Below are 13,638 nucleotides of genomic sequence, written 5' to 3' on the forward strand. Positions count from 1 at the left end.
CCACCAGGATTCATCCAGATGCGCCACTTCGACACACTCGAGAATTGCGATCCGTCGCAGCGCCAGGCCAATCTGTTTTCGCGCCTGCCGGATGTGCTGCGCCACGCGATGCAGGCGCCCGCTTATGCGGAGCATCTCAAGGGCATCGATCCCGCTGCGATCGTCAGCCGCGCGGCACTGGCGCACCTGCCGGTGCTGCGCAAATCCGACCTGCCGGCCCTGCACAAGGCCAGCCCACCATTCGGCGGCTTCGTGTCAGGCGCGACCGGCTCGTTCGGCCGGTTGTTCACCTCGCCGGGGCCCATTTTCGAGCCGGAGTCAAAACAGGCTGATCCCTGGCGCGGCGCGCGGGCGCTCTATGCCGCAGGTTTCCGCGCGGGCGACGTGGTGCTGAATACTTTCAGCTATCACCTGACCCCCGGCGGCTTCATCTTCGACGGCGCTGCGCGGGCGCTCGGCTGCGCCGTGATCCCTGCGGGCCCGGGGAACACTGAACAACAACTCGAACTGATCGAGACCTATCGTCCATCCGCCTATAGCGGCACGCCGGATTTCCTGAAGATCCTGCTGGATGCCGGCAAGGCCGCCCAGCGCGACATGTCATCCATCAAGCGCGCCATGGTGTCCGGCGCGGCCTTCCCGCCATCGCTGCAGGCCGAGATCGCATCGCGCGGTGTCGAGGCCTATCAGGCCTTCGCCACCGCCGATCTGGGCTTCATCGCCTATGAGAGCCCGGCCCGGGACGGCCTGATCGTCAATGAGGACCTCATCCTGGAAATCGTGACCCCTGGGACCGGCGCGCCTGTGACCGAGGGCGATGTCGGCGAGATCGTGGTGACGTCGCTGGATCCGCACCACCCGTGGATCCGGCTGGCACTGGGCGACCTGACCGCCGCCCTGCCCGGCGCCAGCGCCTGCGGCCGGAGCAATATGCGCATCCGGGGCTGGATGGGCCGTGCCGATCAGGCCACCAAGGTCAAGGGCATGTTCGTGCGACCCGAACAGGTCGCCGAAATCGGCAAGCGGCACCCGGAACTCGGACGGCTACGGCTGGTGGTGTCCCGAGACGGTGAGAATGACGCCATGGTGCTGAAGGCCGAAGTGGGAGCCCAGGACAAGCCCGGCCTGCAGGAGGCCGTCACAGCCACCCTCAGGGCCGTCAGCAAGCTCGGTGGGGCCGTGGAGCTGATGGCGCCGGCCTCGCTGCCCAATGACGGCAAGATCATCGCGGACGAGCGCGGGAACTGACCGCGCAGGACTGCCGCGGCGCATCATAAAAAGCCGGACTTCCCCGGGCGATCCTGCTATGCAGCCGCCCAGATCGAGGATGCCTGCTGCCGTGAGACTGATTTTACCACAAATTGTCGAGACCTGGCTGTCGCGCCCCACGGTGTCGAAGATCATCAGCTTCGGCGTGATTGGCCTCGGCAACACCCTCATCGATCTCGCCATCTTTACCCTCGCCTATCAGGTGCTGAAGCTGCCGCTGGTGCCCGCCAATGTCATAGCCTGGCTGGTGGCCGTATCGTGTTCCTACGTGATGAACACCATGATCACGTTCCGCGCCGAATCCGGCCGCGTGCTGCGGCGGAAGGATTATCTCAGCTTTGTCGCCTCGGGTGTATTAGGCGTGATCGCGACCACCACCACGCTCGTGGTGCTGTCGCACTTCATGCCGGTCTACGCCGCCAAGCTTCTGGCCATTTTGGTCAGCTTCATCGTGAATTTCACGATGTCGCATTTCGTGGTGTTCCGGACCAAGCCGACGGATCCGAACGAAGCCATCCGCTAGATCGCACAGGCGGTCAGGCGCCGAGCACCCGTTCGGCTTCGGCGACCGCGCATAGAATATGATAGAAGGATGACGCCGGGATCGCATCGACCAGCGAGCATCCCTCACCGTCGAACTGATCGTACCAGCCGCCTTTGACGGGATGCTGCAGATAATACTTGTCCAGCCGCATCAGCGCCGCCCGTGCCTCGTCGGCCGCACCTTCGACGCCTGACTCCGCCTGCGCCACCCAGGCCTTGACGATCTCGGTCTGCGGCCAGCAGCGCCGTGTTGCCTTGACGATATTGCCCAGGGCGTCGCCTTCGTCCACCAGACAGCCGGTGGCGTCGCGATAGCGCAGCGCGGATTCGAGCAACGCTGCACGCTGCTTGCCGGTCGGGCAGCCGGTGATGCGTTCGAAGCCCTTGAGCAGCCAGACCCATTCGGCCTGATGGCCGGGCTCGACGCTGACCGGTTCGATCCGCGACCAGTCCTGTTCGAAATACTCGCCGAGCACGCCCCTCTTCGCATCGAACAGATTCGACGAGAACAGACCGAACAGATCGCCGGCCCGCGCCTGAAATGCCTGATCATGAGTCGCGTCAAAGGCGGCGATGAAGGCCTCCAGCAGATGCATCTGCGGATTCTGCCGACGCGGCATCGAAGCCGGCACGCCTTCCACATAGCCTCCGTCGGGCGAGCGCAATTGCGTATCGATGAACTGCATCAATTCGTCGATTTCGGCGCGCACCTTTGCATCGCGATCCAGTTGATAGACCGTCGCCAGTGCCAGCAGGACGAAAGCGTGGTCATAGGTGTCACGCAGCGGGTTCAGCACCGAACCATCGGGCGCGAGAATATGCACGAAGCCCGGCTTGCCATCCGGCGACTTAGCTTTGGCAAGCATGTAATCGAGACCCTTGCGCGCAATCTCGGCGCCCTGCGGATACCAGCCAAGCTGCGCAGCCTTGGCGAAACAGTAGATCTGGCGGGCCTGCACGCGGACACGGCGAGGGGCCGCAAGATCCGGGGCGCCTGCCGAACTCAATCTCTCGACGAACCCACCCGATCGCGGGTCGCAGCCTTCTGCTGCCCAAAGAGAAAGCGCGTCCTCGATCATATGTAATTTTAGCGCCCGGACTATGTCGGTGAGGCCGGTTACCGGATTTGCTGCGTTGCCAGACTCGGCCATTTCAGTCCTTGAGAATGATGCGGTGCCTGCAAGGCTCGGGGATCGTTCGCATGACCTCGCGGTCAAGCATTGACTAGCTGATTTATGGTTTAAGCATAGACCGTCCGCCAGCAGAGGCGAAGGCGGACCTTCAACGGGACGCCTACTCCCCTGATCGAGCAAGACGGAACCATCTATCTCAAAGTCCGCCTTTGAATCTATCTGCGTGAAATGCTTTTATGTTGTAGGCAACGGTCGCGCCCGGCTTGCACCGCCTTTAGATGCAAATACAACAAATAACAACTCCAGGTTGGATAATAACTCTACCGCAGATGGCTCAAAATGCGGTTTAGGTGTTTCCAGATAGTATCGTGTTTCAAAAAAGACTAATTGGAGGCAGCTAACCCGATTGCCAACTTTGGATACCAGTTTTTCATGAACGAGCGTGCACCTGAGTCCTCTCTTTCCCCCATGGAGGTTTATACTGCGGAGAGAAAAAGGCATTGGGGTTCAAGAACCACCATTGAATGTGGAAATAACGCCGCGCCTCGCGCCTATCGACGGACACTCGCCCATCTGTACCGCTTTCTGGTTCCTCAGGGAGCCCGTGTTCTGGAAGTCGGATGCGGCTCAGGAGATTTGCTTGCGGCCGTACAACCGTCACGCGGTTATGGAATCGATTTTTCGGAAGAGAGACTTGAGCGTGTCAATGCGACCGCCCTTCCGAGGGTGACCTTTCATAACCAGGACGCCCATTCCTTCAGAGTCGACGAGGCTATCGACTACGTCATCCTGTCCGATCTGGTTGACGATCTCTGGGATGTCGAAGCCGCCCTTCGTAACCTTGCCGGACAGATCTCGCCGGATACCCGAGTCATCATCAATTCCTACAGCAAGATCTGGGAATGGCCGCTTTGGCTTGCCCGCAAGTTTCGGCTGGCGACACCCCTGTTGCGACAGAACTGGCTCTCGCCGCACGACATTCAAAACATCGCAAGACTTGCGGGTTTTGAATGCGTCAGCACGTCGCCGGAAATTCTGTTGCCACTGGACATCCCGATCCTGTCGACGCTGTTCAACAGATATTTGGTTCGTCTGTGGCCGTTTCGGCTGTTTGCATTGACCAATTTTTACGTGCTGCGCAAACGAACGCTCCGCCCCGAGGCGGAACTCACGGTCAGCGTGATCGTGCCAGCCAGAAACGAGGCCGGACATATCGCCGATCTGCTTCGGCGAATCCCAAAAATGGGCCGCGAGACGGAAGTCATTTTTGTCGAAGGTAATTCGACGGACGATACGTTCGAGGTCATTCAGCGCGAACTCTCCTCGCGCACCGACATCACCTCTGCACTTTACAAGCAGGACAAGAAGGGCAAGCGCAACGCTGTCGAACTCGGCTTCGCCAAAGCCAGCGGCGACATCCTGATGATCTTGGACGCGGACATTTCTGTCCTGCCAGAAGATCTCCCCAAATTTCTGCGAGCATGGTCCAGCGGCGCCGGCGAATTCATAAACGGTGTGCGTCTTGTGTATCCGATGGAAGGCAATGCCATGCGCCCGCTCAATTTGCTGGGCAATCGCGCGTTCAGCCTCGCGATCTCCTGGGTGCTGGGGCAGAAATTGCAGGACACTCTTTGCGGCACGAAAGTTCTGCATCGGGATCAGTATGCGAAGATTGTTGCCAGCAGATCGTATTTCGGCGACTTCGACCCGTTCGGCGACTTCGACCTGATTTTCGGTGCAGCCAAGCAGAATTTGCAAATCATTGATTTGCCGATTCGCTATCACGAGCGCGTTTACGGCGAGACCAATATTGCGAGATGGCGGCACGGCGTGATCCTTCTGAAGATGGTTCTGCTCGCGGCGCGCAAATTCAAATTCCGATAGAGGGTGAAAATGTGAAGACCGCCGATCTCGACGATCCCGCAGTCACCAATCAACGCATCGAAACCCTGCAGAAAAAGAAATTTCTGAATAGGATATATCGGGAATGGTACGCGACGATTGAAGCCGAACTTCCCGCGATCTCGGGGCCGGTGCTCGAGATTGGTTCGGGCGCCGGATTTCTCAACGAGTATATTCCGGACCTGATCACGTCGGATGTCATGCCCGTGCACGGCGTGCAGCGCGTGTTCGATGCGTGCGAGAGTTTACCGGAGGATTGCAAGGCGTTGCGCGCGGTCGTCATGGTGAACGCATTTCACCACCTGCCGCGCTCGCAACGTTTCCTTGCAAACGTTTCCACGTCACTAAAATCGGGCGGCCGCTTGATCATGATCGAGCCATGGAAAACGCCGTGGTCAACCCTCATCTACCGCAAACTCCATCACGAACCTTTTGAGGATACGAGGACCGACTGGGATTTCGAATCGTCCGGTCCGCTTTCGGACGCCAACGGAGCGCTGCCCTGGATTGTGTTCGAGCGCGACAGGCAACGCTTTGACCGCCTGTTTCCAGATCTTGTTTTGAGAAAGACCTCGCCCCTGATGCCGGCCAGCTATCTCATTTCGGGCGGGTATACCGGACCATCTTTGTTGCCAGCACCGCTTTACCCGGCGTGCCGGACGATCGAGAAATGGACTGGCCTCGACAGGCTGCTCGGCCTGTTTGCTCTGATCTCGATCGAGAAACGATGATCTGCAAATGGACGATGTGAAGACATTTGAGATGAACCGTTCTATCTCCACCGGTCTGCTCCTGACCGTTCCCGTATTCTGCTTCGTGGTCGGCCACATCCTGCTCCGATCGTATGAGCCAATCTATTTCGGTTTTACGAACCTCGCCTTTGGCTATGACTACGACCCAAGCTACGCGTACCTGTTCAATGGGGCCGCCGTCGCCGAACTGCATTCGCCAGGCATCGTCGTTCATCCCGGCACGACGTCATTTATCCTGATCGCCTGCTATCTTCGCCTGTATCAGGCGTGGAATTGGATATCGACGGCAGGCCAGCAAAACCTTCTTACCATCATCCTGAGCGATCCTGAAGCGGCTCTCAGGTTCGTATCTCGCGCGAATATGGTACTTTTCGCTTTTTGCGTGTTGTGGCTCGGGTTTGTGGCAAAGCAAGCGCTCCGGAACACGGAGGCAGCGCTCCTCATCCAAACACTCCCTATTCTATATGCCGAGTTCGTTCGCCCAGGCATGATTGGAGCCGAAGCAACGCTCATGGTTTTTGGCGTCCTGCTGCTGTCGCTATTCTTGCTCGAGTGGACGGTCTATCGAGACGACACGCTTGACAAAAAACGCTGGCTCCCATTCGCAATCGGCTTGTGTATCGCCGCCATGCTGGTCGCAAAGATAACGAGCGCTCCGCTTCTTTTGCTGCTTGGAGCGATAGAAAGTCGACGAAGGCTATTGCTCGGCGTCGCCGGGGCCGTCGCGGGAATCGTGCTGCTGCTGCTTCCGATATTGCCCGGCCTCCTCGCAATGGCCAACTGGTATGTGGAACTCGCGACCCACACGGGGCAATATGGCAGTGGCTCGACGGGTGTCCTGGAGTGGGGGACGGTCAAAGGCAATGCATCGCGCTTGCTGAAGAATTATTGGCTCACTGGGCTGCTGCTCGTCGCTGCATCCGTCATCGTCGCTTCATCTGTCAGAGCCAGCCACAACTCCTTCAAAGAAAGGATGTCCGACTGGCGCAGCCGCTTTGTCATCGCAGCGCTAGGCGCATCGCTGCTGCTGACCGCCCTGGTTCTGAAGCATTTCGGTTTCCGCTACTTCGTGCCGTGTGTCATCGTATCATCCCTGCTTCTCGGCCTCTGCATCTTCCTGCATTTCAGCGAGTTGCTGCCACGGTCGTCGCGCCGCGCGATCCTGGCTGGCTCCCTGGCGTGCTATGCCGTATGGTTTGCCGCCTTTCGGGCGCCGGAACTGCCGACGAGCCTGTCACAGCGGGATGAAATTCAGCGTCGATCCAAATTCATGCAATCGATGGCCAGCCTAAAGGCGGAACTTCCGAATTCGATCTGGATCGGAGCCTACGATGTTCACGATGTCAATTATGCCGTGGCGTTCGGAATCGGGTACGCGGGCGAACGAATTGCGCGCCAGATGGCTGGGCGCAGCCCGCTCGTCGCCTCATACAATCGCTGGAATAACAAATTCTGGCTGAACGGCGAATGGGTGCCCGGACAGGTCATCACGGAGCTTGTACGTCGGGGGAAATCCGTTTTTATGCTGTTGCCGAACGACTTGAGCCCGCAGAGTCTCGACGTGCAGGTGCAGTTGGAACGCGAGCTGTTTGATGGGACACATGTGTATCGTGTTATGGATCATCTAGATGGCAAGGGCAGCAATTAGAGGCGCAGGTTCAGGCATGCATCAGTTGTGGCGAACAATGCGGTTCAGTCAGCGTGGTAGCTTCCTGCTGCTTCGCTACATTTTTATCGGATTAGCTTCCAATCTGATTTTTTTGGTGATTTCCAACCTCGTCTACAATCAGACTGGAAACGGATGGCAGAGTTCTCTGGTCGGCGGCATCGGATCAATTTTCGTGTCGTTTATGGGCCACGGCTTCGTGACCTACAGATCCGTCATTCGACCCATTACGGTCGTCAAGTTCTTCTGCCTAGTCGGCTGGAATCTGATGATGATCCAGCTCATCACCTACAGCACCCATTCGATTCTTCGCCTCCCCTATCTCGTCACCACGTTCATCGTCATCACCATCATTCCATTTACGTCGTTTCTCTTCAGCCGATATTACGTGTTTAGCCCGGGATCGCGAGATCGCTACGATGTATCCGAACCTGCGCGTCCCGAGCGGTAAGAGACTTTCAGCGAAGCATTGACGACGGACGTCTCGGAGTAGCCAGAACTGAAATGAAGACGCGAACCAAAATAGCCATCGCCGGCTTCATGGCGAAGCCGCTGATCGCACTGCGCGGAGGCCTTGGAGTCGGCCCTATCGTCCGAACGCGGCGGAGCGACTTCAATTGGGAGCTTGATCTGCGCGAGGGAATCGATTTTTCGCTGTACGTCGCGCAATACGAGCGTCGGACCACGCGCTTTCTCACCACGCATTTGAAGCGCGGCGACATCGCGCTGGACCTGGGGGCAAATATCGGAGCACAGACGCTCCCGATGGCCCAGGCGGTTGGCGACACCGGGCGTGTTATCGCCGTTGAAGCGACCGACTACGCCATGAGCAAGCTTCAGCGAAACCTGTCGCTCAATCCGGGCCTGACGAGCCGCGTGACCTGCGTTCAGGCAATCCTCAGCGATTCCGACGGCAGCGAAAACAACAGCATCTATTCGAGCTGGCCGATTACCAGCACGGCGGAGGATCTTGACCGGCATGGCGTGCACGGCGGCGTCCTGAAATCGACCAACGGAGCGTTTCGCTCCCTGGACGCACTTGTAGCCGAACTCGGATTGCCCAATGTCCATTTCATCAAGTTGGATGTCGATGGCAATGAATTGAGCGTTCTCAGATCTGGCGCTGAGACAATTCGCCGTTACCGACCCAAGATGGTGGTCGAATTTGCGCCGTATCTGCATCGCAGTGTCCCGGGAGGCTTCGAAGCTCTACTGCAATTCATCGGGGATGCAAGATATGCGCTCTACAAGACAGATGGCGAGACGCCAGTAATGGCCACGACCGATGCCTTCGATCAGATCGTGGATGACGGGGCCAGCATTGATCTCGAATTGCGTCCGCTACCGCTCTAAAAACAAGGTATGCGGCGTACCGATGACACGACGGGTTCTCTTCGCTACAGGTCATAAGATCATCGAGCATCGAGTGATCTGCGCTAAAACGGGTTAATTCCATGAAGACGATCTGGTCCGCGGCGCTGGTTGCCGCTCTTGGCGCACTCTCCGGGTCGGTCTATGTCGGCGGCCGGGCCATCTCCGACAAGATCAGCGCTCAGACAGCGCAAATTTCTGCGCTCTCAAGCAAGACCGAGCTCCTGCTGGAAGACCTTCGCGGAAACGCCAGGCCGGAGGCAGGACACCTGCACACCGATGTTCGCGTGAGTGCGATTCACAGTCAGATGGACCAGGTGACGGATCCCGTCGTCGTGGTCGGCGACAGCATCACTGAACTTGCGCTATTACCGGCCGCGATCTGCGGCAGGCCCGTGATTAATGCAGGCATCGGCGGGCTGGCGATCTCCAATTACTTGCCACTCGTCGACGCGATCTTCGGAAACAAACGGGTGCCGCTGATCGTCGTCGCACTGGGCACGAATGATTCCCAGAAGGCATATCGCGACGCTGCGCCAATTGCCAAACGATACACTGCGTTGACAGCGGCGCTGACGGCCAAAACCGATTCATTCGTTTATGCCGGCATCCCCCCGATCGAAAAAGCACCGCTTTCCGACATGTACTTTTCCACAGCGTTGGCGGATCAAAACGATAGCGACATACGAAAGCTGGCCGATGCGCGCTCTATCGCCTTCATTGACTTCAGAGCAAAGATGTCGGGCGAAAAGCTGACGACCGATGGCATCCACCTGACTGCGGATTCATACAAGCCATGGCTGACGGCCATGGTCGGCACGATCCAACAAAAGCTCGGATGCAACGTCGGAAGCAAATAGACGCGGCGCTAAACGGCATCTACCGTTTTCAAGGCAAGCACTCTCAACGCCGCAGCGACACGTCTGCCGCCCGAACGACAATTTGCGCGGTGCGTCTCGTCTGCCGTCACTGTCCTGAAGAACAGCCTGCACGTCGGCGCGTTCTGTAAAAGGCGCCAACCGCCCTCAGGCCCTCCTCGGTCGAAACCAAGGGCCGAAAACCGGCGCTCTGGAGCTTTGTGGAATCAACGACGAATTCCTGTCCAATACGCCCCCAAATATCCGGGCGCCCGACGATACGGAGCACATGCTCGAAAAACGCCGGCGGTACCGGAACGAGGCAGGGTTGCCTGCCGAGGCCGCGACGAAGCTGCAAGAACATTGCGGAGACCGTGATCGCTTCGGGATCGGCCACGAGAAACGTCTGATTGAGAGTCGCCTCGCCGTCGAGACAGAAGATGACGGCCGCGATCAGGTTGTCGATCGCGAGAAGCGACCGACGAATCTCAAGCGCGCCAAAGGGAAGCGGCAGTGACAAACGGGCAAGTCGGACAGCGAGCGCGAAATTCGCCTTGGCAGCTGCGCCATAGACGACGACTGGACGGAGAATAGTGTAAGGCGCGCCGCTGTCTTCCACAGCACGTTCCGCTGCGATTTTGGCACGGTCATATGCGGTCGCCGGATCCGGCGCGTGACCTTCTATTACAGCACCTTTCGAGGTGGACCCGGCATGCACACCGGCCGACGACATGAAGATCAGCCGCCTGACGTCGTGCCGCTGACAAGCCGCCGCAAGAGCCGCAACGGCACCTCGATTGACCCTATCGATCGCGTCGCCGTGTACGCCATTGCGATGGGCAATTCCGGCCAGATGTACGACAACGTCCACATTGGCCAGCAGCGAAGACCATTCAACCGCGCCCCGCAGATCCGGCAATTGAACCCATTCGACCCGTCCTGATGGAAAGTTCGCGCGCTGCCGCGAAGCGGCGCGCACCCGATGGCCGGACGCGACCAGAGCCGTAACAAGAGCCTCTCCGATGAAGCCGGAAGCGCCGGTCACTAACACGCGCAACGCCATTAAATCCCCTATTGAAAGCGCAGCCGACCATGGCGGACCGTGCAGCGGAGCAACGTCAGTTCAAAGAATCTGGGGAACATGAGAACCGCAACGACGTCAATCACGCCTGCACATGGCTGACATCCATTGCGTGCGTGCATCGATCTGCTATGCGATATATGTCTGTCACAGCCAATACAACCCATCCGAGCATACGCCGCTCGTCCCAATATCCATTGGCTGGTGACTATTATCTCCATACGCATTCGCTATCACAACGCCCATGCCCTGGTTGAGATCTTGATGTGCACAGACCAACGGGCTGCTAAAGCGGCCAAGATCAGCACCACACTCGTTTATACCGACGATCAGGGGCGGCTCGCCAATCAACTCTTCAGCCATGCTCATCTCCTGGCATTCTGCCTGGAGCACTCACCTCGCTTCTCGCTGTTCAATCAATCACTCGCGCCTTTTCGCCAGCACCTTGGTCGTGGCACCGAAGTGTTCGGAGGCCCCGCTCGACCGTTCACGCTGGTAGCACGCCTGCTATTTGCCAGATGGAGCATCAGGCGATTCATGAAATTGATTCCCCCAAGCACAAACAGTCTTGCCCGCCCGGATTGGCTCGCGCGACATCGGCATGTTGTTCTTCACGGCCTGCGAGACTGCGATGCCTCTCTCCTTCACCGGCATCGGGAAGGGGTTCTCGAACGTATTGCGCTGCGATACCATCAAGAGCTCGTCGATGAGATCGCCGCAAGGGCCCGGTCTGACTGCGACTATTTGATCGGAGTGCACATCCGGCACGGCGATTTCCGAACATTCGCGGGCGGCGCTCTATTCGTGCCGACGTCGGATTATGCTCGCGCAATGCTGGAGGTCAAGAAGTCGACGCCGCACAGGATTTCGTTCTTGGTCTGCTCCGATGAACGGCGTAATGAAGCCGAGTTTCCCGGTCTCGATGTGACGATTGCAACCGGCACATCACCGGCCGACGACCTTACGCTGCTGTCGAGATGCAACGGCGTCATAGGCTGCCACTCCACCTTCGCCGCGTGGGCATGTTTCGCAGGAAATATCCCGCTGCTTCCGATCGAAAGCGGAATGCCAGCGGCGACCATTCGCGAGGCTGCCAAAGAATTTTGGACCAGGTAGTCGTCGCCTAGAACGCCTTTTTATCCGGGGGCCTTTGCAACCCGCCTGTAGATCGACGCATAGGCCCCTGCCATCCTCTCTGCCCGGAACAGCGCCTCGAAGCGCTCGCGCGCAGCACGTCCCATTGCTGCAGCCAGCTCCGCGTTATCCCATATCCGCGTCATCGCAGACGCCAGCGCAAGCGGATCTGCAGGAGGCACGGTGATCCCTGTCTCGCCGTCGATATTGACGTAGTCCGTTCCCGTGCCCATGGCGCAAGAGATCATCGGGCGGCCGGCACGTGCCGCCTCCAAAAGAGCAACACCGAATGCTTCGGAGCGAAGATGCGAGGGAAAAATGAACCCGCAACACAAGTCGAGCAGAACCGCTTTTTCGGCGTCGCCGACTGCGCCAACCATATGCAAATTTGGCAAACCTGCACGCTCGATCGCAGCGCGCTCTTCACCATCGCCAACGAGCACGATTGGCAGGCCACTTTGCCGCGCGGCTTCGATGAGGAAGCTTACGCCCTTGTAGTAACGCAACACACCGACGAAAAGGAAGAAGCGCGGCGGCAGACGCACGGCAAATGATGTCCGCAGCGCGGCATCGATGCTGCCCGGATCTGCGTCAATGCCGATAGGCACAACCTCAGTCACCAGCGGAAATTGCCGCAACACCGGACTGGTCTCGATGTAGTTCGGCGAGGTCGCGACAATTGCGCTCTGCAAAGCGAGGAAACGCATCATCAACGGCCGATACAGCGCGAGCAGCCCCGACTGACGCACGATGTCAGAATGATAGGTGACGATTGCAGGCCGCCCGCGCCCGTGAGCCAGATGCAACAGATCCATGAATGGCCACGGGAAGTGGTAGTGAATGACGTCGGCCTGGCTTACGCGGTCGCGAAACCGGCGAAAGGCGGACAGCGACAGGCCCGTGGATGCGACGAACGCATCCTGGCGCGCGCGAAACACACGCACGCTATCAAAATCGATTTCGGCAGGTTCGGGCGACGGACTGACAGTAAAGACCTCGCCGTCGATGCCAAACGCTCGGCCGAAGCGTATGATGCCATGTATTACGCGTTCAATGCCGCCGAACGTATCTGGCGGATAAGTCTTGAAGACGTGCAGTACCTTCAACCGGCGACCGGCGTGATCGTCCCGTACAATTTCTGCTTGTGTTGTCATGACCTGCACTGTGCGCTCAACGCATCCCACGCAGTGCTTTGTACCAGACCGCATAGGGTTGCAGCAGCCACCACTTGAGCGGAACGCGGCCCGCATGCCGGCGCACCACGGCAATCGCCTCGCGATAATGCTGGCTGCGATACGTGTTGGTCTTGGTACCGGGATGATCGCGATTCACGGCGACGTAATCGGGAACAAAGGCAAGGGGGCCGCTTGCGTGATAAAGCCGCCACCACAAGTCATAGTCCATCGCCATTCGCAGTGAGATATCGAGTCCACCGACCCGCTGCCATGCCGATCGGCGGATTAAGGTCGCAGGCTGGGAGACGATGCAGCGTTGAGCCAGACGTCGCAGTTCGAACGGCTCGACCCACACCGGCGTGCGCCGGCCATTGGCCTCGTTATGGTTCCAGGCGCGACCATACGCAGCCGGGGCGGATGGGGCAGCCTCAAGCGCATCGATCAGCCTGTGCAGCCCCCCGGGGAGCAACAAATCATCGCTGTTGAGCCAGGCTACGAAGGGGGCACTTCCAAGCGCAATGCCTTCGTTGATAGCCGCTGATTGTCCGTCGTCTTTGTGGCTGCGCCAGCTCGCCAGATGCGGAGCGTAGCGCTGCAGAATTCCCACCGATCCGTCAGTCGATCCACCATCCATGACGAAGATCTCAAGCGGCACGTCCTGATCCGTCAAGGACTTCAAGGCCTGTTCAAGATACTGCGCCTGGTTGAAGGACGGCACCACCACAGTGACGAGCGGATTGGTCATGCCTGATCGT

The 13,638-nt window shown here is 58.7% G+C and carries 13 protein-coding genes; 9 read left to right on the forward strand and 4 right to left on the reverse strand.

Annotated features, from left to right (window positions below):
* Nucleotides 1–18: 18 nt before the first annotated feature.
* Both AB8A33_RS16885 and AB8A33_RS16890 read left to right on the forward strand, forming a co-directional pair.
* Nucleotides 19–1,248, forward strand: coding sequence for a phenylacetate--CoA ligase family protein (locus AB8A33_RS16885; RefSeq protein ID WP_439093809.1), 1,230 nt, complete (start codon nucleotides 19–21; stop codon nucleotides 1,246–1,248).
* 91 nt (nucleotides 1,249–1,339) lie between these two features.
* Nucleotides 1,340–1,792, forward strand: coding sequence for a GtrA family protein (locus AB8A33_RS16890; protein ID WP_089268162.1), 453 nt, complete (start codon nucleotides 1,340–1,342; stop codon nucleotides 1,790–1,792).
* 13 nt (nucleotides 1,793–1,805) lie between these two features.
* Here AB8A33_RS16890 and AB8A33_RS16895 read toward each other — a convergent pair whose 3' ends face one another.
* Complete coding sequence (locus tag AB8A33_RS16895; RefSeq protein WP_439093810.1) at nucleotides 1,806–2,963, reverse strand: AGE family epimerase/isomerase; 1,158 nt, start codon at nucleotides 2,961–2,963, stop codon at nucleotides 1,806–1,808.
* Nucleotides 2,964–3,377: 414 nt separating this feature from the next.
* Between AB8A33_RS16895 and AB8A33_RS16900 the strand changes: the two genes are divergently transcribed.
* From AB8A33_RS16900 to AB8A33_RS16925, 6 genes are all read left to right on the forward strand, one after another.
* Nucleotides 3,378–4,829 (forward strand): glycosyltransferase, encoded by a 1,452-nt coding sequence (locus AB8A33_RS16900; protein WP_439093811.1) that lies wholly within the window; start codon nucleotides 3,378–3,380, stop codon nucleotides 4,827–4,829.
* Between the two features lie 11 nt (nucleotides 4,830–4,840).
* The gene (locus AB8A33_RS16905) at nucleotides 4,841–5,578 is read left to right on the forward strand and encodes a class I SAM-dependent methyltransferase (protein WP_439093812.1); all 738 of its coding nucleotides are present in this window, start codon (nucleotides 4,841–4,843) and stop codon (nucleotides 5,576–5,578) included.
* 7 nt (nucleotides 5,579–5,585) lie between these two features.
* The gene (locus tag AB8A33_RS16910; RefSeq protein ID WP_439093813.1) at nucleotides 5,586–7,247 is read left to right on the forward strand and encodes a hypothetical protein; all 1,662 of its coding nucleotides are present in this window, start codon (nucleotides 5,586–5,588) and stop codon (nucleotides 7,245–7,247) included.
* Entirely contained in the window at nucleotides 7,228–7,716 is a 489-nt protein-coding gene (locus AB8A33_RS16915; protein ID WP_439093814.1) for a GtrA family protein, read from the forward strand. The genes AB8A33_RS16910 and AB8A33_RS16915 overlap by 20 nt, the downstream gene beginning before the upstream one ends.
* An 89-nt stretch (nucleotides 7,717–7,805) precedes the next feature.
* Nucleotides 7,806–8,618: an FkbM family methyltransferase gene (locus AB8A33_RS16920; protein WP_175366740.1), complete on the forward strand. Its 813-nt coding sequence runs from the start codon at nucleotides 7,806–7,808 to the stop codon at nucleotides 8,616–8,618.
* Nucleotides 8,619–8,719: 101 nt separating this feature from the next.
* On the forward strand, nucleotides 8,720–9,496 hold the full coding sequence (locus AB8A33_RS16925) for an SGNH/GDSL hydrolase family protein (RefSeq protein ID WP_439093815.1): 777 nt from the start codon (nucleotides 8,720–8,722) through the stop codon (nucleotides 9,494–9,496).
* Nucleotides 9,497–9,602: 106 nt separating this feature from the next.
* On the opposite strand, the gene AB8A33_RS16930 is transcribed toward AB8A33_RS16925, so the two are convergent.
* The gene (locus AB8A33_RS16930) at nucleotides 9,603–10,556 is read right to left on the reverse strand and encodes an NAD-dependent epimerase/dehydratase family protein (RefSeq protein WP_439093816.1); all 954 of its coding nucleotides are present in this window, start codon (nucleotides 10,554–10,556) and stop codon (nucleotides 9,603–9,605) included.
* Nucleotides 10,557–10,778: 222 nt separating this feature from the next.
* Between AB8A33_RS16930 and AB8A33_RS16935 the strand changes: the two genes are divergently transcribed.
* Nucleotides 10,779–11,690, forward strand: coding sequence for an alpha-1,2-fucosyltransferase (locus AB8A33_RS16935; RefSeq protein ID WP_439093817.1), 912 nt, complete (start codon nucleotides 10,779–10,781; stop codon nucleotides 11,688–11,690).
* Nucleotides 11,691–11,710: 20 nt separating this feature from the next.
* Here AB8A33_RS16935 and AB8A33_RS16940 read toward each other — a convergent pair whose 3' ends face one another.
* Complete coding sequence (locus AB8A33_RS16940) at nucleotides 11,711–12,958, reverse strand: glycosyltransferase (RefSeq protein WP_439093818.1); 1,248 nt, start codon at nucleotides 12,956–12,958, stop codon at nucleotides 11,711–11,713.
* Nucleotides 12,879–13,628: a glycosyltransferase family 2 protein gene (locus AB8A33_RS16945; RefSeq protein WP_439093819.1), complete on the reverse strand. Its 750-nt coding sequence runs from the start codon at nucleotides 13,626–13,628 to the stop codon at nucleotides 12,879–12,881. The genes AB8A33_RS16940 and AB8A33_RS16945 overlap by 80 nt, the downstream gene beginning before the upstream one ends.
* Nucleotides 13,629–13,638: the final 10 nt, after the last annotated feature.

It is taken from the genome of Tardiphaga sp. 813_E8_N1_3 (assembly GCF_051811025.1).
GTDB lineage: Bacteria > Pseudomonadota > Alphaproteobacteria > Rhizobiales > Xanthobacteraceae > Tardiphaga.